Annotated in this window: 14 protein-coding genes; 10 read left to right on the top strand and 4 right to left on the bottom strand. The window is 64.1% G+C overall.

All coding sequences use genetic code 11. The features are described from left to right. Positions 1–7 precede the first annotated feature (7 nt). Both F0U60_RS32740 and F0U60_RS32745 read right to left on the bottom strand, forming a co-directional pair. Positions 8–1,123: a LacI family DNA-binding transcriptional regulator gene (locus tag F0U60_RS32740; RefSeq protein WP_395805791.1), complete on the bottom strand. Its 1,116-nt coding sequence runs from the start codon at positions 1,121–1,123 to the stop codon at positions 8–10. A 16-nt stretch (positions 1,124–1,139) separates the two neighbouring features. After that, entirely contained in the window at positions 1,140–2,471 is a 1,332-nt protein-coding gene (locus F0U60_RS32745) for a GH1 family beta-glucosidase (protein WP_395805793.1), read from the bottom strand. Positions 2,472–2,758: 287 nt separating this feature from the next. On the opposite strand from F0U60_RS32745, the gene F0U60_RS32750 reads away from it, so the two are divergent. The 8 genes from F0U60_RS32750 to F0U60_RS32785 all read left to right on the top strand — a co-directional run bounded on the left by F0U60_RS32750 (position 2,759) and on the right by F0U60_RS32785 (position 15,953). Continuing rightward, positions 2,759–4,000, top strand: a complete 1,242-nt coding sequence (locus tag F0U60_RS32750) for an ABC transporter substrate-binding protein (protein WP_395805795.1) — start codon at positions 2,759–2,761, stop codon at positions 3,998–4,000. 84 nt (positions 4,001–4,084) lie between these two features. Beyond that, complete coding sequence (locus F0U60_RS32755; protein ID WP_395805797.1) at positions 4,085–5,032, top strand: carbohydrate ABC transporter permease; 948 nt, start codon at positions 4,085–4,087, stop codon at positions 5,030–5,032. Further along, a complete protein-coding gene (locus F0U60_RS32760) occupies positions 5,032–5,877 on the top strand; it encodes a carbohydrate ABC transporter permease (protein WP_395805799.1) in 846 nt (281 codons plus the stop codon). The genes F0U60_RS32755 and F0U60_RS32760 overlap by 1 nt, the downstream gene beginning before the upstream one ends. Positions 5,878–5,887: 10 nt before the next feature. Continuing rightward, positions 5,888–6,973 (top strand): ABC transporter ATP-binding protein, encoded by a 1,086-nt coding sequence (locus tag F0U60_RS32765; RefSeq protein WP_395805801.1) that lies wholly within the window; start codon positions 5,888–5,890, stop codon positions 6,971–6,973. Positions 6,974–7,407: 434 nt separating this feature from the next. Next, entirely contained in the window at positions 7,408–10,110 is a 2,703-nt protein-coding gene (locus tag F0U60_RS32770; protein ID WP_395805803.1) for a glycoside hydrolase family 48 protein, read from the top strand. Positions 10,111–10,266: 156 nt separating this feature from the next. Beyond that, the gene (locus tag F0U60_RS32775) at positions 10,267–13,269 is read left to right on the top strand and encodes a glycoside hydrolase family 9 protein (RefSeq protein WP_395805805.1); all 3,003 of its coding nucleotides are present in this window, start codon (positions 10,267–10,269) and stop codon (positions 13,267–13,269) included. Positions 13,270–13,307: 38 nt separating this feature from the next. Beyond that, the gene (locus F0U60_RS32780; protein ID WP_395805807.1) at positions 13,308–14,603 is read left to right on the top strand and encodes a lytic polysaccharide monooxygenase; all 1,296 of its coding nucleotides are present in this window, start codon (positions 13,308–13,310) and stop codon (positions 14,601–14,603) included. Positions 14,604–14,714: 111 nt separating this feature from the next. Further along, positions 14,715–15,953 carry a carbohydrate porin gene (locus F0U60_RS32785; protein ID WP_395805809.1) on the top strand — a complete coding sequence of 413 codons (1,239 nt, stop codon included), beginning with the start codon at positions 14,715–14,717 and terminating at the stop codon, positions 15,951–15,953. Positions 15,954–16,158: 205 nt separating this feature from the next. Here the strand turns inward: F0U60_RS32785 and F0U60_RS32790 are convergent, their stop codons facing one another. Together F0U60_RS32790 and F0U60_RS32795 are read right to left on the bottom strand one after the other, a co-directional pair. Continuing rightward, the gene (locus F0U60_RS32790) at positions 16,159–17,031 is read right to left on the bottom strand and encodes an alpha/beta fold hydrolase (protein WP_395805811.1); all 873 of its coding nucleotides are present in this window, start codon (positions 17,029–17,031) and stop codon (positions 16,159–16,161) included. Between the two features lie 4 nt (positions 17,032–17,035). Then, complete coding sequence (locus tag F0U60_RS32795; RefSeq protein ID WP_395805813.1) at positions 17,036–17,443, bottom strand: winged helix-turn-helix transcriptional regulator; 408 nt, start codon at positions 17,441–17,443, stop codon at positions 17,036–17,038. Between the two features lie 142 nt (positions 17,444–17,585). On the opposite strand from F0U60_RS32795, the gene F0U60_RS32800 reads away from it, so the two are divergent. Beyond that, positions 17,586–18,536: a zinc-binding dehydrogenase gene (locus F0U60_RS32800; protein WP_395805815.1), complete on the top strand. Its 951-nt coding sequence runs from the start codon at positions 17,586–17,588 to the stop codon at positions 18,534–18,536. A gap of 77 nt (positions 18,537–18,613) precedes the next feature. Continuing rightward, positions 18,614–18,919 carry a hypothetical protein gene (locus tag F0U60_RS32805; RefSeq protein ID WP_395805817.1) on the top strand — a complete coding sequence of 102 codons (306 nt, stop codon included), beginning with the start codon at positions 18,614–18,616 and terminating at the stop codon, positions 18,917–18,919. Positions 18,920–19,223 lie beyond the last annotated feature (304 nt).

Raw genomic sequence — 19,223 nt, forward strand, 5'->3', positions numbered from 1 at the left:
GCCCCTCTCAAGACCGCGGAGTCGTCCGTGTGAGATCGACTTCGTCCTGCGTGCGGAACAGGCGCAGGTCGTCGATCCGCGCATAGGGCAGAACCGTCTGTAGGTCCTCGGCTGGCTTACCATTCAAAAGCGAGGTCAAATGGCTGGCCAGCACCGTACCGACACGCGACTGCGGCTGGTAGTAGTAGGTGACATGTTGCTCGGAGAGCGTGAGGAAAGGCATGCCTCCGAAACCGACGACACTCAGGCCGTCCTTCTTGGTGTCCCTTCCGCTCTCGAGCAGCCCCTCCAGGGTGCCCACGATCGACATCTGGTTTCCACAGATGATCGCCGTGATCGAGGAATCGCGAAGCAGCAGCAGTTTGACTGCTTCGCGAGTCCCCCGCACCGAAAGATCGCCCTGGTAGACCAGGGACTCGTCCCAGGGCAGTCCAGCCTCGGCCAGCGCCCGCCGATAACCGCGCAGGCGCAGGCCGACGTAGTTGAACCCTCCGGACGGGTTGAGCAGCAGGATCCTCCGGTGCCCACTGCGCGCCAGGGTCATGACCGCATCGAAGACCGCACTCTCGTCGTCGTGGTCGACGAAGGCGTGCGGTGTCTGCAGCTCCGTCCGCCCGAAGCTCACGAACGGGAAGTCCTTCTCCAGGCAAAACCTGGCCCGCTCGTCCATGGGCGTGGTGCGCGAGAAGACGACGGCATCGGCGAGCCGTTGATCGTACACCTTGCGGACCGGCTCCAGCGGCGTCTGCTGGCCGGTCTGCGCCAGAACGAGCAGGTTGTAACCCGAAGGCTCGATGCCGTTCGACAGGGTCTCCACCTGCGCCAGGAAGCCCGGCTCTCCGTAGTCGCCGACCTCGGGCGCGTAGAGGATGGAGCAGACCTTGAACGTCCGACCCGTCCGAAGGTGGATGCCACCAATGTTCGGCACGTAGCCGAACCTGGAGGCAGCCTCCTTCACCCGTTTGATCGTCTCAGGCCGGACCTCCGGACCATCCTTCAGCGCACGGGAAACGGTGCTGATCGACAGACCCAGATGTGTCGCCAACGTCCTGAGGTTCGCTCGAGCCCCAGTCATCTGCGCTACCCCGTCGTTCTCCTGGCGCTTGCTGCGTTTGGCGCTCACGTCGTCCGAATCCGGTCTAGAGGCCTGGCAAGGCGTTCGCGGCGATCACTTCCTTCATGAAGTCGAAGGAAGCCTTCGGTGTCCGTTTCTGGGTGCGGTAATCCACATGCACAAGGCCGAAACGCTTGCCATACCCATGCGCCCACTCGAAGTTGTCGAGCAGCGACCAGGGCATGAAGCCACGGACGTCCGCTCCCTCCGAAATCGCACGCTGCAGTCCGGCCAGATACTCCCGGTAATAGGCGATACGGTCCTGATCGTCAACCCGGCCATCCGCCCCGACCAGGTCGAGGAACGCGCCTCCGTTCTCGGTCACATAGACCGGCGGATTGCCGCAGCGCTCCTGGACAATTTTGAGGACTTCATAGAACGCATGACCGTCGATCGCCCAGTTCATCTCGGTGCGGCGGAAGTAGAGCGGCGGGTCCGCATGCATGAAGGGCCAGGCGCCGTTCGGGCACGCCTTGACGTAGCTCGGGAAGTAGTGGTTGACGCCCAGGAAGTCGATCGGCCGGTGAATCTCCTCGAGGTCGCCGTCGCGCACGTGCTCGGCAAAGCGCTCCGCGACCGAGTCCGGGTAACGACCGCGGTAGATGGGATCGAGGAAGACGCCGTTCCACTTGTCCTCGAAGAGCGCTGCCAGGTGGCCATCGCGCTCCTTGAACTGAGGGAGCGGCCGAGCCTTGTGGATCGGCACCACGGTTCCCACGCCTGCTTTAGGCGTCAGGTCGCGCAGCACCGCGACGGCCCGGCCATGGGCCAGGTTGAGATGGTGCGCGGCACGAACGGCGGCGCGTGGATCCGTCAGCCCTGGTGCATGACGCCCTTCTTCGTAACCGACCCAGGCCGAGACGCTCGGCTCGTTGAAGGTCACCCAGTTCTCGACGCGGTCTCCGAGACGCCGGGCCACGACGGCCGTGTACTCCGCGAACCAACTCGCGATGTCGCGATTGGCCCAGCCGCCGCGGTCCTGCAGCGCCTGCGGCAGATCCCAGTGGTAGAGGCACGGCCACGCGCGCAGGCCGCGTTCGAGCAGGCCGTCGACAATGCGATCGTAGAAGTCGAGCCCCTTGGTGTTGATCGCCCCACCCCCCTCAGGAAACACCCGCGGCCACATGACGGAGAAGCGGTAGACCTTCGCGCCCAGGTCTCGCATCAGGTCGAGGTCCTCGGCATAGCGGTGGTAGTGGTCGCACGCGACCTCGCCCGTGTCGCCATTGGCGACCTTGCCGGGCGTTGCGCAATAGGTGTCCCAGATGCTGCGACCCCGTCCGTCATCCGGGGCCCCACCTTCAATCTGGTAGCTGGAGGTCGAAACCCCCCACACAAAGCCTTCAGGAAAACGCATTGTCATCTCCAGAACTCTTCCACGACATGGCTCGCCGCACTGCGTTGTCTTTCAATCCTGCCGCATTGCGTCAATGTTTGCCTTTGCTGCACCGCGTTGCGGCCTTCTCTTGCCGCATCGCGTCGCTACCGCCCCAAGAATCGTAACGTTGTCATTTTATTCTTCCGACTCATTATTTCGGCGAGAACCCCGCGAGAACGGCGTTGACTGCCGAGTCTATCTGTGGGACGAATCTTGGAATCGAAACGTTACGATTTTTGAGTCTTATACCAACGGGGAGGGTCGTAATGCGAGCGCTCAAAGGTTCCGTCGGGCTGTTTTCTGCCGTACTGCTCGGTTTCTCGGTCACGGCACAGGCCCAGACCGCCGAGGTGTTGCATTGGTGGACGTCGGGTGGTGAGTCGGCGGCGCTCGATAAGGTGCGCGCTGCCTTCAAGGCAAAGGGTGGCACCTGGAAGGACACCCCCGTAGCGGGTGGAGACAATGCTCGGGCCGCGGTCGTCAATCGCATGATTGGAGGCAAGCCCCCCACCGTCTTCATGTTCTCAATTGGCAAGCAGCTCGACGAGCTGGCGGAGCAAGGACTTGTCGGTGACGTCCAGGACGCGGCCACCGCTGGCAAGTGGGACGCCGTGCTGCCGCCCCTGATCGCCAAGGTTGCCAAGCACGACGGCAAGTACGTTGCTGCGCCGCTCAACATCCACGGCGAAAACTGGATGTTCTACAACGTCGCCGCCCTCAAGAAAGCCAAGGTCGAGGTGCCGAAGACGTGGCCGGAGTTCATCACGGCCGCGAAGGCGCTCAAGGCGGCTGGAATCACCCCCATCGCGCTTGGCGGTGAGCCGTGGCAGGAGCGGATCCTCTTCAACTCCGTCCTGCTCGGTGTGGGCGGCCGAGACCACTACGTCAAGGTCTACAGCCAGCTCGACGAAGCGGCATTGAGGTCCGACACCATGCTCGAGGTCTTCAAGACCGTCGCGGCGCTGCGCGAGTTCGTCGACGAGGGCAGCCCGGGCCGCAAGTGGAACATCGCGGCCAACATGATGATGAAGGGCACGGCGGCCTTCCAGTTCATGGGGGATTGGGCCAAGGGTGAGCTGGTGGCGGCGGGAATCGAGCCCGGAACGACCGTGGGCTGCGCGCTCGCCCCGGCCAAGGACAAGGGCTACATCATGACCGTCGACGCGTTCGCTTTCTCGAACGCGAAGGACAAGGCGAGCCGCGAGGCCCAGAAGCTGATGGCGAACATCATCATGGACCCGGCGGTCCAGGTCGCCTTCAACAAGAGCAAGGGCTCGATTCCTGTCCGGACCGACGTGTCCGACGCCTCCTTCGACGTCTGCGCCAAGCTGGCGATGGAGACGCTCAAGGACACGAAGGCGCAGCTCGCGAGCTCCGGCTTGTTCGGCCTGCCGAGCTCGATCTCCGGCGCCATTGATGATGCGATCTCCCAGTTCTGGAACAACCGGACGATGACGCCCGAGCAGGGGCGTGCGCTCTTCATCAAGACGATTGCCAGCGCGAGGTGAGGCTGCGTCGCCGGGGTGGATAAGCCCCACCCCGGCCGACAACCCTCCCCTACCCTTGGCATTTCATGGCGGACGGACCATCCCATGATGAACGCACAACAAACGCCGTCCGCGGTGACCCTGCCGCGCGCGGAGAGCTCTCCGGGTGGTAAGCGCTCTCGCCTGTCGTCCAGCACGGCGGCCAAGCTCGCGCTTATTCCAGCCACGATCATCACGGTTGTATGCTTCTACGTTTTCGTCGGCTGGACGATCGTCATCTCCATGACGAAGTCGCGGCTGCTGCCCGTCTATAACTTCGTCGGGTTCGATCAATACCGGCGCCTGTTCGCCAACGATCGCTGGTGGACGGCGATGGAGAACCTGGCGATCCACGGCACCCTGTTCATCGTGGGCTGCACCGTGATTGGCTACGTGCTCGCCATCCTGCTCGACCGCGGCACCCGGTGCGAGAGCCTCTTCCGCACCGTGTTCATGCTCCCGCTGTCGATGTCGTTCATCGTCACCGGCGCCATCTGGCAGTGGCTGCTCAACCCGACGCTCGGCATCCAGGACGCGGTGCGCGATCTCGGTTGGACGGACTTCGTCTTCAACTGGATCGTCCGACCCGACCGAGCGATCTACACGCTGGCCTTCGCTGGCGTTTGGCAACAGGTCGGGCTGTGCATGGCGCTCTTCCTCGCGGGCCTGCGCGGCATTGATCCCAATATCTGGAAGGCGACACGGGTCGACGGCATCCCCACCTGGCGTGTCTATGCCAACATCATCACGCCGATGTTGAGGCCGGTGTTCTTCTCCGTGTTCGTGCTGCTGTCCGCGCTGGTCCTCAAGTCCTTCGACCTTGTCGTGGCGCTGACCGGTGGAGGTCCCGGCTTCGCCTCGGACCTGCCGGCGCGGTTCGTGGTCGATCACATCCTCAATCGCCAGGAGCTGGGGCTGGGCGCCGCCGGTGCCTTCATGATGCTCTGCACCATCGCGGCGGTTGTTTCCCCGTACATCTATTACGAGCTCCGCACGTCGCGGAAGGAGGCGTGATGCGCTACCAGCGGCTCGTTCTCTACCTTCTGCTCATCTCCGCCACCCTGGCCATGGCGGCGCCGATTCTGATCATGATCTCGACCTCGCTGAAGTCGATGGACGAGATCCGCAACGGCAGCTTGTTCGCGTTGCCTCAGGCCCCGACGCTGGCCGCCTGGGGCAAGGCCTGGAGCGGCGCCTGCATTGGTGCCTCCTGTGAGGGAATCTCAGGACAGTTCGCCAACTCCTTCGTGATCGTCCTGCCCGCCCTCTTCCTGTCGGTCGGACTGGGCGCGCTGACGGGCTACGCGCTCAGCCTGTGGCGTGTCTCCTACGCCAACATCCTGTTCGGAGCGATCCTCATCGGCCTCTTCATCCCGCCCCAGGTGACGCTCTACCCGATGATCGTGATGATCCGCGAGCTCGGCCTGTTCGGCTCGGTGCCCGGGCTGGTGTTGGTGCACGTCATCTGGGGTCTGGCCTTCGTCACGCTGTTGTTCCGCAACTTCTTCCAGTCCGTGCCACAGGATTTGCTCAAGGCCGCTCGGATCGACGGGGCCGGCTTCCTCGCGATCTTCTGGTACGTGATGTTGCCGCTGTCCCTGCCGGTCTTCGCTGTCGCGATGATTCTGCAGTTCACCTACATCTGGAACGACTTCCTGCTGGGTCTGACCTTCAGCAGCCCGGAGAGCCAGCCGGTGACGGTGGCGCTGAACAACCTGGTTGGCTCGCAGTTTGGCGAGCAGGAATACAACCTCAACATGGCCGCGACCATGCTGACGGCACTCCCCACCGTGCTCGTCTATCTCTTCTCTGGTCGTCTCTTCGTTCGCGGCATCGCAGCCGGCGCCGTCAAGGGCTGAGGACCTGGCAATGCATGGAGTCAGACTCGAATCCGTCCGCAAGGCATATGGTTCGCAGGTCATCATTGATGATCTCGATCTACAGATTGAGGACGGCGAATTCCTGGTGTTGCTCGGGCCGTCAGGCTGCGGCAAGTCCACGCTGCTCAACATGATCGCGGGCCTCGAGCCGGTGACGAGCGGCCGTATCCTCATTGGCGGCCGCGAGGTGACCGGGCTCGAGCCAGACGAGCGCGACATCGCGATGGTGTTCCAGTCCTATGCGCTCTATCCGACCATGTCGGTGCGCAAGAACATCAGCTTCGGCTTGAAGATGCGTGGGACGCCCAAGGAGGAGATCGAACGAAAAGTCGATGACGTGGCACGCCTGCTGCGCATCGAGCACCTCCTGGATCGTCGGCCGGCCAACCTGTCCGGAGGCCAGCAGCAGCGCGTTGCCATTGGTCGCGCGTTGGTGCGCGAACCGTCGGTCTTCCTGTTCGACGAGCCGCTCAGCAACCTGGACGCCAAGCTGCGCGCCGACATGCGTGTGGAGCTCAAGAAGCTCCATGAGCGGGTCGGCCGTACCATGGTCTACGTCACGCATGACCAGATTGAGGCGATGACGATGGCCACGCGCATTGTCGTGCTCGATCAGGGCCGCATCCAGCAATGCGACAGGCCAGAGGTCATCTACGACCAACCCGCCAACCGCTTTGTGGCCTCCTTCGTCGGCGCGCCGACCATGAACTTCCTCGACGGTCGCCTGACCCGGAGCGGCGATTGTCCGGCGATTGCTTGTCAGGACGCAGTCATCCCGCTGCCTGGGCTGGACAGCGCTTCGGAGCTGAAGGAGGGACGCCCCATTGTGTTGGGTCTCCGGCCCGAGCATGTTCAACGCGCCGAACAGGGCGGCGTCGGCACCATTCAGGCCCTGCCGCTGATGTCGGAGCCGACAGGCCCTGACATGTTCGTGCGGATGGCGCTCGGCGGTAACGAGATCACCGCCCGCCTCTCGACCGACGAGAAGGTCGAGCGCCATGCGCCCCTGCCCATCCGAATTGATGGCCGGAGGGTTTCGCTTTTCTCGCCGGACAACGGTAGGCGGCTGGTCTAGCGCCCGAGCTGTCTTCCACAACCTGCATCATCCGCAAACACCACCAGACCTCAGCGGTCTTGGTGGTGTTTCTGTTTTGCGGGCTCACCGCGCGCGGAGACAGCCTTCGCCTATCCCATACATGTGCATCAACACGGAAAAGCCGTATTCGCTTGCATCTCCGAATTGATTGGTGTACCACCAGGATCAGCGAAGTTCGGAGACCTACCCGACAAGCCGTACGCATCTCCACCCTTCTGCTCCCCGCCTGAAGCTCCAACACGACCCGCACCTGGGACGGAACGCTTCCAGCAAAAGCGGTGTCTTCGGACACCGTTCAAAAGGCTGGCACCTCTCGATAGGCGTCTCGTTGTGATGCCTGGAAGCACTGGAGACGAGTGAGAAGCGGGACAGTTGTTCGTCGTTTGCGCAGTCAACCCCCCGAGGAGGAAGTGATGTTCTTGAGTTCTCTCAAAGCAGCGGTGACACGGGCTCTTTGTCTGACGGTAGCGGTTGCCGCCCCCGCGCAAGCCGTTGCCGCAACGAACAACAAGCCGGTGCGCACCTTGGCCGTAGCCCTCGCCGGGGAGTCCACCTATACGCAGCGGTTCCTCGAGCAGTACAACAAGATCAAGGACCCGGCGAACGGGTACTTCAGCTCCAAGGGCGTGCCCTATCACTCTGTCGAGACCCTGATGGTCGAGGCTCCGGACCATGGGCACGAGACCACCTCGGAGGCCTACAGCTACTGGCTGTGGCTGGAGGCGGAGTATGGCCATGTGACGGGCGATTGGGCGCCCTTCAACGCCGCCTGGGCCAACATGGAGAAGTACATCATCCCGTCCCAGGCGGATCAGCCGACCAACTCGTTCTACCAGGCGAACAAGCCGGCCACGTATGCCGCGGAGTGGGATCTGCCGAGCCAGTACCCCTCCCCGCTGCGCTCGGATGTGTCAGTTGGAAGCGACCCGATCGCGGGTGAGCTGCGGTCCACGTATGGCACCAGCGACATCTACGGCATGCACTGGCTGCTGGATGTCGACAACTGGTATGGCTACGGCCGCTGCGGCGATGGCACGACCTCTCCGTCGTACATCAACACCTTCCAGCGCGGCTCGCAGGAGTCCGTGTGGGAGACGGTTCCGCATCCCTCGTGTGACACCTTCGCCTGGGGCAAGCCGGGACAGGGCTTCATGAGCCTCTTCACGGGAGACGCCAACTACTCCCGCCAGTGGCGTTACACCAACGCGCCGGACGCGGATGCCCGCGCGGTGCAGGCCGCGTACTGGGCCTACACCTGGGCGAAGGAGCAGGGCAAGGAGAGCCAGGTCGCTGACGTGCTCAAGAAGGCGGCCAAGATGGGCGACTACCTCCGCTACGCGATGTTCGACAAGTACTTCAAGCGCATCGGAGACTGCATTGGCGAGACCGCCTGCCCCGCTGGCAGCGGCAAGAACAGCATGCACTACCTGCTGTCTTGGTACTACTCGTGGGGCGGTGCCGTCGACACGAGCGGTGGCTGGGCCTGGCGCATCGGCTCGAGCCACAGCCACTTCGGGTACCAGAACCCGATGGCGGCCTACATCCTGAGCAATGTGTCGGTCCTGCGGCCCCAGTCCGCGACCGGCGCCACCGACTGGGCGACGAGCTTGCAGCGGCAGATTGAGTTCTACACGTGGTTGCAGTCGGCCGAGGGTGGCTTCGCGGGCGGCGCCACGAACAGCTGGAAGGGCCGTTACGCCAAGCCGGAGAGCGCGTCGTCCTTCTACGGCATGTACTACGACTGGCGCCCGGTCTACCACGACCCCGCCAGCAACCAGTGGTTCGGCTTCCAGGCGTGGTCCGTGCAGCGCGTGGCGGAGTACTACTACGTGACGGGTGACGCCAAGGCCAAGAAGATGCTCGACAAGTGGGTGGCCTGGGCGTCCCAGCACACCAAGCTCACCGCGGACGGCAAGTTCCAGGTTCCGAGCACCCTGCAGTGGACGGGTGAGCCGGACACCTGGAACCCGGCCAACCCGGGCAGCAACAGCAACCTGCACGTGACGGTCCTGGACTACACCAACGATGTCGGTGTGACCGCGGCCTACGCGCGTACGCTGATCTTCTACGCGGCCAAGTCCGGCAACACGAGCGCCAAGACCCTGGCCAAGGAGCTGCTCGACCGGATGTGGGCGAACTACCAGACCCCGAAGGGCGTGGCCGTGTCCGAGAAGCGTGAGGACTACAAGCGCTTCGACGACACCTACAACGCGACGACGGGCGACGGCGTCTTCATCCCGTCGGGCTGGACGGGGACGACCGCGCAGGGTGCGACGATCGACTCGAACGCGACGTTCATCAGCCTGCGTCCGAAGTACCGGCAGGATCCGGATTGGCCGAAGGTTCAGAGCTTCCTCAACGGCGGCCCGGTGCCCGAGTTCACCTACCACCGCTTCTGGGCCCAGGCGGACATCGCCATGGCCATGGCGGACTACGCGCGACTGCTGGATGGAGGCACCACTCCCCCTCCCGCGGGCATTGTGGCCTCGTCGAGCGACGTCAGCGTGGCGGAAGGCAAGTCCGCGAGCTTCACGGTGAGCCTGTCCGCGGCTCCGACGAGCAACGTCACGGTCACCGTGGCCAAGGCCTCCGGTGATGCGGATCTCTTCGTATCCTCCGGGGCCACGCTGACCTTCACGCCTGCGAACTGGAACGTGGGTCAGACCGTCACCATTGGAGCCGTGGAGGACTCGGATGAGCTGGACGGGACCGCGCAGTTCCGTCTGACGGCGAGCGGCTACTCGGCGGTGTCCGTCAACGCCACGGAGATCGACAACGACAAGGCGCCTGCCCCGACCTGCTCGGTGACCGTCGATACCAGCAACGACTGGGGCTCCGGCCATGTGGGACGGGTCATCCTGCAGAACTTCGGGACTCAGCCCCTGACGAACTGGAAGGTCAGCTGGACGGCCACCAACGACTTCACCATCAACAACTACTGGAACGGAGTCTTCACGAAGACGGGCCGCTCGCTCGAGGTGGCGCCCCAGGGCAATGCCACGGTCCCGCCGAGCGGCAGCGTCGAGGCCGGCTTCGTGGCGAACTACAGCGGCGCGAAGCCGGTGCCGAGCGGTGTTCGCGTGGAGGGCCAGAACTGCACCATCACTGTGAAGTGAGCGGGAGGTGAGCTGAATGCAGCTCGACGGCGTGGGGACCGTCGAGCTGCATTCTCTCGTCGTGCACAGCGGGGGGAGCAGCTCGCTCCCCTCCGCTGTGGATGAACAGGCCCCCAGGGCCTCACTCAACAGACACATCGAAGGAGCTGACCCAAGATGCGCAAGCATTTACTGGCAACACCTGCCGCACTCCTGATGGGCATGTCGTCGGTCGTGAGCCCTCTGGTCGCGCAGGCAGAGACGTTCAACTACGCAGAGGCTTTGCAGAAGTCCATCTGGTTCTACGAGGCCCAGCGGTCGGGTCCCCTGCCCGCCAACAACCGGGTGAGCTGGCGAGGAGACTCTGGCCTGAAGGACGGCGCCGACGTGGGCAAGGATCTGACCGGCGGTTGGTACGACGCAGGCGATCACGTGAAGTTCGGCCTTCCCATGGCCGCCAGCGCGACCCTGCTGGCCTGGTCCGTTTATGAGTATGAGGAGGCTTACCAACAAAGCGGCCAGCTGAATGCCATTCTGGACAACCTCCGCTGGGTCAACGACTACTTCATCAAGGCGCACACCGCGCCCAACGAGCTGTACGGCCAGGTCGGGGCGGGTAACCCGGATCACGCCTGGTGGGGACCGGCCGAGGTCATGCAAATGGCTCGGCCTGCCTTCAAGATCGATGCGTCCTGTCCCGGCTCCGATCTGGCCGGTGAGACGGCCGCGGCCATGGCTGCCTCGTCCATCGTGTTCAGGGCTTCCGATCCGGCCTACTCGGCCACCCTGCTGACACACGCCAAGCAGCTCTTTTCCTTCGCGGATACCTATCGGGGCAAGTACTCAGACTGCATCAAGGATGTGCAGTCCTTCTACAACTCCTGGAGCGGCTACTGGGACGAGCTGAGTTGGGCGGGTGCCTGGCTGTACCTGGCCACCAACGAGAGCAGCTACCTGACGAAGGCGGAGGGCTACACCGCGAACTGGGGCTCCGAAGGTCAGTCCACCTACTGGAGCTACAAGTGGACGCAGAACTGGGATGACAAGCATTTCGGTGCCCAGCTCCTGCTCGCCCGCCTGACGGGGAAGGACATCTACAAGTCCTCCACGGAGCGGAACCTGGACTATTGGACCACCGGCTTCAACAACGAGCGGGTCCGCTATACCCCTGGTGGGCTGGCCTGGTTGGATCAGTGGGGCAGCCTCCGCTACGCCGCGAACGCCTCGTTCCTCGCGTTTGTCTACTCCGACGACATCGCCGCCAGCGATCCGACCAGGTCCACGCGTTACCGCGACTTCGCCTCCCGGCAGATCCGCTACATGCTCGGGGAGAACCCGCGGAACTCGAGCTACGTGGTGGGCTTCGGCGTGAACCCACCCAAGAACCCGCACCACCGCACGGCGCACGGCTCCTGGGCTGACTCCCTCTCCAGCCCGACCGAGAGCCGGCACATCCTCTACGGCGCGCTCGTGGGTGGCCCGGACGCGTCGGATGCCTACGTGGACGACCGGACCAACTACGTCTCGAACGAGGTCGCCACGGACTACAACGCGGCCTTCACCGGTGCGCTGGCCAAGATGTACCTCCTCTACGGCGGTACGCCGGACCCGACCTTCCCGAAGAAGGAGACGCCGAACACGGATCAGTTCTTCGTGGAGGCCGGTATCAACGTGTCTGGCTCCAACTTCACGGAGATCCGGGCGTACCTCAACAACATCTCCGCCTGGCCGGCCCGGATGGGAGACAAGCTCTCCTTCCGGTACTTCGTCGATCTCTCCGAGGTCATCGCCGCCGGCGGTTCACCCGCGAGCCTGACGGTCACCACGAACTACAACCAGGGGGCCAAGGTCTCGCAACTCAAGCAGTGGTCTGGAAACATCTACTACGTCACGGTCGACTTCACCGGCACGCTGATCTACCCCGGTGGGCAGTCCGCGCACCGCAAGGAGGCCCAGTTCCGCATCGCCAACGCGGTGGGAGCTCCTTGGGATCCGACCAACGACCCGTCCTACAAGAACCTGACCTCGTCCGCGGCGAAGACGCCCCTCATCCCCGTCTATGACAACGGCGTCCGGATCTTCGGCAACGAGCCCGGTCCCATCTCGACCGATACGATTCCTCCCGCGTCCCCGGTCGGTCTCCTGGCCGCCGCGGCCAACCCGTCGCGGATCAACCTCCAGTGGAGCGCGAACACGGAGTCGGACCTGGCGAGCTACAACCTCTACCGCTCCACGACCAGCGGCTTCACGCCCTCCGCGTCCAACCGGATCGCCACCGGCCTCACCGGAACCTCCTACGCGGACAGCGGGCTGACCGCCTCGACGACCTACTATTACAAGCTCACGGCCGTCGACACGTCTGGCAATGAGTCCTCCGCATCCACGCAGTCCTCCGCGACCACGTCCGCGCCGGACAGCGTACCGCCCGCGGCTCCGACGAGCCTGAGCGCAACCTCGGCCAGCTCCAGCCAGATCCAGCTGACCTGGGCCGCCAGCACCGAGGCCGATCTGAAGGGCTACAACCTCTATCGCTCCACGACCAGCGGCTTCACGCCCTCCGCGGCCAACCGGATCGCCAGCGGCATCACGGCGGTTTCCTACTCCGACACGGGGCTGACCGCCTCGACGACCTACTACTACAAGCTCACGGCCGTCGACACGTCTGGCAATGAGTCCTCCGCGTCCACGCAGGCCTCCGCGACCACGCAGCAGGCGCCGGCGTCCAGCCTCTCGGTCCACTACCGCGATGGTGATAGCAACTCGCCGACCAACAACCAGGCCCGGCCTCACTTCAGGATTGCCAATGATGGAACGGCCAGCGTCCCCCTCAGCGAGCTGAAGGTCCGCTATTACTTCACCCCGGATTCCGGAGAGCAGATCCAGATCGCGTGTGACTACGCCACCGTGGGCTGCGCGAACATCACCTCCACCGTGGTGCAGCTGTCCGCTCCCAAGGCGGGCGCCACGCACTACATCGAGTTCGGCTTCACCGCGGGAGCCGGCTCGGTTGCCGGGGGCCGCGACACGGGTGAAGCCCAGATCCGTTTCAACAAGAGCAACTGGTCCAACTTCGACGAGACGAATGACTACTCGTTCGATCCGACCAAGACCTCGTACTCCCCGTCGAGCAAGATGACCGTGTTCCGCAGTGGCGTCCTCGTCTGGGGCACCGAGCCGTAGAGCAGCACTCACTCATTGAGCACCAAGGAGGGATATTCATGCATAAGCGAAGCAAGGGTGTTTCGTGTGCCGCCGTCATCGGATTGACCACCCTGGGCGCGGTGCTGCCGCTCCAGGAGGCACTTGCCCACGGCGGGATGACCTACCCCGCCACCCGGACCTATGCCTGCTACCTGGATGGCAAGGCCGGCGGAAATGGTGGTGACCTCCAGCCGACCAACCCGGCCTGCGTCGCCGCCGTGGCCGAGGGCGGCAAGAATCCGCTCTGGAACTGGTTCGGGAACCTCATTGGCAACGCGGCCGGCAGGCACCGGGAGATCATCCCGGATGGCAAGCTGTGCGGCCCCAGTACAACCTTCGATGCCTACAACCTGGTCCACCCGGACTGGCCAACGACCTCACTGCAGGCCGGCACCACCATCACCATCCGGTACAACGCGTGGGCACCGCACCCCGGCACCTGGTACCAGTACGTCACCAAGGACGGGTGGGACCCGAGCCAGCCCCTGAAGTGGTCCGACCTCGAGCTGTTCAACACGGTCACCAACCCGCCCATCAACGGCAGCGGGCCCGAGGGTCCCGAATACACGTGGAGCGCGCAGCTGCCGGTGGGCAAGAGCGGCCGGCACATCATCTATTCCATCTGGGAGCGCTCGGACAGCCCGGAGGCCTTCTACAACTGCTCCGACGTGGTCTTCGACAGCGGGGCGCCGGACGACGAGGCGCCCACCGCGCCCGGTACGCCGACCGCGAGCGGCGTGACGGGCACGACTGCCCAGCTGAGCTGGTCCGCCGCGCGCGACAACATGGGCGTGGTTGGCTACGAGGTGTACCGGGTGAACGGCGCTTCCAGTGAGCTGGTGGCCTCGCCTGACGGCACCTCCACCAGCCTCACGGGCCTCAAGCCCTCGACCTCGTACACCTTCTACGTGGTCGCTCGTGACGCCGCGGGCAACCGCTCCGCCGCCTCTCCCGCAGTCACCTTCACCACGACGGAGACCCCGTCGACGGGGAACTGCAAGGTGGCCTACAGCGAGCCCAACAAGTGGTTCGGTGGGTTCACCGGCAACATCCAGATCACCAACACCGGAACCAGCACGATCTCCGGCTGGAAGCTGCAGTGGGATTACACGGGTGGACAGACGGTCACCAACGGTTGGAGCGCGAAGCTCTCCCAGCAAGGCACCACGGTGACCGCCGAGAACGAGGCCTGGACCGGCACCATCCCGCCGAACGGCTCGGTCACCTTCGGGTTCAACGCAAGCGCGTCGGGGTCCAACCTGCCGGCACCGTCCGCCTTCACCCTCAACGGAACCCTCTGCTCCACGCCCTGAGTTAAGGGCAACATCCCGGGGTGGGTGCGCCCTGCCGCACCGCCCCCACCCCGGGACCTCAGCTCTCTGAAAACAGAAGTGAACTCCCCACAACCCGAGAAGTGAATCCTGATGAAGAACAAAGCTCTGCTCGCGGCCCTCACCGCCACCTGTACCGCTGTGACAGCCCACGCCGACCCGCTCCCCATCCCCATCATCTTCTCGGGGTACATGCGCGCCGGGACTGGCATCAACGTTCGAGGCGGCACGCAAGTGTGCGCCGGTCTGCCCGGGGCCGACACCAAATGGCGTCTGGGCAACGAATGTGACTACGTGATTGAACCGAGCCTCAATGCCAAGCTCGTCTCGTCCGGGGAAACAGCCTGGCATGTGCACTTCATGCCCGGAATCTATCGCGCGTGGGGCGGCAGGGAGTTTCAGACCTACAGCTCGCCGGGTGGCGCGGCCATTCCTGACAGCGGTACGGACGAGCTCGTGGCCCGCTTTGGCCAGGTCTATGCCTATGGGACCAACATCGCGGCGCTCGGCAATGGCAAGATCTGGGTGGGCCGGCGCTTCTACAACCGTCTTCAGACTGGCATCAACGACCAGTTCCTGGAAATCAACGACGGCGACGGGGCGGGCATCGAAGACATCAACGTGGTCATCGGCAAGCTCAGCGTGGCTGCCATGCTGAACCCGCGCGGGAGTGCCAACAACAACCGCATCAGCGTGCCCGTACGACTGACTGGCATCAAGGACCTGCCCAGTGGCGAACTTGCCATGTACGTCACTCCGTCCGTGCAGCTCAGGAGTGATGACCAGGTGTCTTCTAATAGGCCGGCCGCGGAGGCTAATGGACTGGCCGTCGGTGTCTATCAGACCCTGAATGGCCTCCTGTTGGGAGGCAACACGCTGCTTGGCGTGAAGATGGATTGGAACGGCCCCACGCGGAACAGCCGCGTCGTGCTTCAGCAGTCCGCCTTCGTGGCGGGAACGAGCATTGAGGGGATTGCCGAGTACCGCATCAACAAGGCCGCTGGGAATGCCGGCAACAAGTGGTTTGGCATCGGCGTCCGCTCCGACACGCATATCGCCGGTCCCTTCCGCGTGCTGGCCGAGGCCGGCCATGACGTGGTCAAGCCGGATAACGGTGGGCACACCCGCAACATGACCAAGCTCACCCTGGCGACAGCGGTGTCCGCGGGCGATCAGGCCAGCTCCCGCCCAACGTTCCGCCTCTTCGTTACGCACGCCATCTGGGACGAGGCGGCTCGTCAGAGCTTTGACCCGACGTCGCGTCTGCGTCAGGTCTTTGGCGACCAGAAGGCGGGCACGTCGGTGGGCCTCCAGGCTGAAGCCTGGTGGTGATCCACCCCGGTGGCGCGCGGCTTGCTCTATTCCCCCTTGGTTGATCACGAGGCGCAACTCTTGCGCCTGGATTCGCCGGGGGGAAGCAGTCATGAAGAACCTGCGCGAGATGGACGGAGTCTCCTTGCCCGTTCACCGGGTATCCACCGGGCTGGGCGAAGGCGAGGAGGAGACAAGGCTTCACACACCTCTTGAGGCCACTGGGCTACCTCCCAGCCTCACCGTCCACAGTCTCGAGGTGGTTCAGGATCGCCGCCGCGAGCCGAGGCACGACCGCGTTCGGAATCGCGTGCCCCATCCCCTCTATGGTGACGAGCGTCGATCGCGGCAGGTTCTCCGCCAGGTGCCGTGAATTGGAGGCGGGGTTGGTGGGATCTTCTGGGGTGGCAATGACGAGCGTGGGCACGGAGGAGCGGACGAGCTCCGCCCCGCGAGCCAGTGCGGAGTAGTCGGCCCGCGCATGGGCTCCCGGATTGTCGTGACGACCGGCATGGGCGATGATGCGACGCTCGAGCGAACGGAACTCCTCGGCATCGAAGGGAATCACCCGCCCGTTGAGCCGGCGCCAGTTCTCCACTCGCCATTCGATCTCCGCCTCACGGTCGCGCGGCTCGAACATGTGGCTCCAGAACTCGAGCAACTCCGGGTCGATGGGCGCCCGTTCTGTCCCATCGGCAAGGGAGGGAGTCCCCTCGAGAGCGGATGCCCCGATGACCGTCGCGCTGAGCAGCCGCGTGGGATGCTCGACCATGAGCCATTGAGTGAGAAAGCCCCCCACCGACAGGCCCACGACGTGCGCGCGGCTGATGCCGAACGCATCGAGGATGGCCAGCGCGTCCTCGGCCAGCCGGTGCAAGGGATAGGGCTTCGTGTCGAAAGCCCAGGTGGACGCTCCGGTATCCCGGTGGTCATAGCGGATGACCCGGTATTTCCGGGCCAGGAGCTCGACGAACGCATCGGGCCAGGCCAGCCCCGAGGCATTGGCCCCCATGATGAGCAGAACGGTGGGCGCATTCTCCGGACCTCGTGACTCGACCCAGAGCGAGACACCTTCGGCAACCTCGACAAAGCGTTCCATGACCTCAGCCTCGCAAATTCTCGGGGGCGAGGGGCGAACTTTCTGCACGCTCAGGCGCGTCTTCGACGCTCGCTCGAGCGTCATAAGCGCTTCGAGCCTGTTCGACCTCCGCCATGTGCCTTCGCGTCCAGGCGCAGAACTCCGTGACGGTGACGAGCAGGCTGCGCCCGAGCGGCGTCAATTGGTACTCGACATGAGGCGGTACGACGGGATGGACCGTCCGCATCACGAGTCCATCGCGCTCGAGTTGCCGCAGGGTCTGGGCCAGCATCTTGTGACTGACCCTCTCGATTCTCTCCCGTAGACCCGAGAACCGGAGCTTGGGCTCCTCGCCAAGCGCGGCGACGATCAGCAGCGTCCATTTGTCGGCGATGCGCTCTATCAATTCCCGGGCCAGCCCGTTCGCTCGCATGACGTCGTCAGAAACCTCGGAAACGGCGCGCTTGGTTACCGTGGAGAAACCTTATCACTTTCAGGTGCCTTCTTCCCATGGGTTCACCACTCCCCTAGGTTGGCCAGCACGACGTCACCTTCAGGAGACAACCCATGCGTGCATGCTTGCCATCGGCAACCCTGACGTACTCGTTGCATTCGGAGAAATCCCCCAACCGGTCCCCGCCCCCGATGAAGTACTCATCCGAGTCGAAGCGTTCTCCCTGAACCGCCCGGACTTCCTCTACCTGACGGCGCCGAAGACGACCTGGCGCCCCGGAATCGACCTCGCCGGTACCGTGGTGCGCCGAGCCTCCGATGGCATGGGACCACCCGAGGGAACGCGCGTGCTCGCCCATTCCCCCTCCGGCGGCGGTGCGGCGGAGTGGGTGTCGGTCCCCTCCCGTCTCGTGGTACCTCGACCTGACTCGCAGGGCCCCCTTGAAGCCGCAGCCCTGCCCCTCGCGGGGCTCGTGGCGCTCCGGCTCGTCCGTGAGGCCGGAACGCTCAATGGGCGACGGGTGCTCGTCACAGGGGCGACTGGAGGCGTCGGGCACTTCGCCGTCGAGTTGGTCGTACGCGCGGGTGCCCACGTCACCGCACTCACGTCGCAGGAAGAGCCGTATCAACGACTTCAAGAGCTCGGTGCCAGGGTCGTCCACTCCCTGTCGGATGCCGATGGGCCTTTTCACGTCGTCCTGGAGTCCGTCGGTGGCGACGTCATGGCCGACGCCATTCCACTCCTAGCACCCAGGAGCCTCGTGCTTTGGTTCGGTGAGGCGAGTGGCAAACCCCTCTCACTCGACTTCTTCCGCTTCTTCCCTGGTCGCGAAGGAATGACGCTGCGTCACTTTGTCTACAACCAGCTGGAGGGCGCCGACGATGGGCGCGATCTTTCCGAGCTCGTGCGCCTCGTGACGGACGGGCGGCTCCACCCGGAAATCGGCCATGTCGCCGACTGGTCTGAGACGGCGTCGGTGCTCAACGACCTGAAGAACCGCCGCCTGCGTGGCAAGGCGGTTCTAAGAGTGTCTGGTTTCGAAGCCATGCACCGTTGCCCCTGCTCTTCATGAGCGCGTGTGGCATCACCGAAGAAGAGCAACTGCGCCCGCCTCATGAGTCGGGCGTCAGGTGTACTTTGAAGGGATGTATGTCTGGATTCACGCTGAGGGTCCTCCTCGACGTGAGCTTCGAGGTGTTGAGAAAGGGCAACGTGGCCGTATGCCTCAACTCCCTCTGCTACACGAGCAGCCTCCGCGGATTCCTGCTCGAGCTCTCCTATGGCATGTGGGCTCCGTCGGGTGCCCAACTTGGAGACGTGTACGGCATGACCCTCACGGATGAGCACGGGACGAAGCTCGTCGACCTGCACGAGACACTCTCGTACGAAGTCCTCCAGCCCAACGGCGCTGAGTGTCCAGCCATGTGCCTGCGGGCCACGATCGACAAGCGCTAGGAAGCCAGCCGAAGGCGACGGGCCTCCTGGGCCTCGCCCCTAGCCAGGTCACCTGCAACCTCACTGCATGAGAATCTGTGATACCACAGAATGAGAGAGTGGTTGGCTGAGACCGACTTGACAACTTGAGAGGGGAACGTTTATCTGTTCTGCGTTCCTGTCCGAGAGAAAGAGTTGCATGGTGGGTTGCGACTCGAGGCGGGACCCCTGACTGGCTTGAGCAGTCATCAACCGGCGAAGGCGCCGGAGGGGTCAGCATTTCTCTCGCGAATCCGTTCGTGCTCCGCGAAGGGCACGTTTCGAC

This window comes from Archangium minus, assembly GCF_044360475.1.
Lineage (GTDB): Bacteria > Myxococcota > Myxococcia > Myxococcales > Myxococcaceae > Archangium > Archangium minus.

What these genes read in the sequence shown, in the direction of transcription:
- F0U60_RS32745 (WP_395805793.1), bottom strand. Translation starts at nt 2,471, where the DNA reads ATGCGTTTTCCTGAAGGCTTTGTGTGGGGGGTTTCGACCTCCAGCTAC.
- F0U60_RS32750 (WP_395805795.1), top strand. Translation starts at nt 2,759, where the DNA reads ATGCGAGCGCTCAAAGGTTCCGTCGGGCTGTTTTCTGCCGTACTGCTC.
- F0U60_RS32755 (WP_395805797.1), top strand. Translation starts at nt 4,085, where the DNA reads ATGATGAACGCACAACAAACGCCGTCCGCGGTGACCCTGCCGCGCGCG.
- F0U60_RS32760 (WP_395805799.1), top strand. Translation starts at nt 5,032, where the DNA reads ATGCGCTACCAGCGGCTCGTTCTCTACCTTCTGCTCATCTCCGCCACC.
- F0U60_RS32765 (WP_395805801.1), top strand. Translation starts at nt 5,888, where the DNA reads ATGCATGGAGTCAGACTCGAATCCGTCCGCAAGGCATATGGTTCGCAG.
- F0U60_RS32770 (WP_395805803.1), top strand. Translation starts at nt 7,408, where the DNA reads ATGTTCTTGAGTTCTCTCAAAGCAGCGGTGACACGGGCTCTTTGTCTG.
- F0U60_RS32775 (WP_395805805.1), top strand. Translation starts at nt 10,267, where the DNA reads ATGCGCAAGCATTTACTGGCAACACCTGCCGCACTCCTGATGGGCATG.
- F0U60_RS32780 (WP_395805807.1), top strand. Translation starts at nt 13,308, where the DNA reads ATGCATAAGCGAAGCAAGGGTGTTTCGTGTGCCGCCGTCATCGGATTG.
- F0U60_RS32785 (WP_395805809.1), top strand. Translation starts at nt 14,715, where the DNA reads ATGAAGAACAAAGCTCTGCTCGCGGCCCTCACCGCCACCTGTACCGCT.
- F0U60_RS32790 (WP_395805811.1), bottom strand. Translation starts at nt 17,031, where the DNA reads ATGGAACGCTTTGTCGAGGTTGCCGAAGGTGTCTCGCTCTGGGTCGAG.
- F0U60_RS32795 (WP_395805813.1), bottom strand. Translation starts at nt 17,443, where the DNA reads ATGCGAGCGAACGGGCTGGCCCGGGAATTGATAGAGCGCATCGCCGAC.
- F0U60_RS32800 (WP_395805815.1), top strand. Translation starts at nt 17,586, where the DNA reads ATGCTTGCCATCGGCAACCCTGACGTACTCGTTGCATTCGGAGAAATC.
- F0U60_RS32805 (WP_395805817.1), top strand. Translation starts at nt 18,614, where the DNA reads ATGTCTGGATTCACGCTGAGGGTCCTCCTCGACGTGAGCTTCGAGGTG.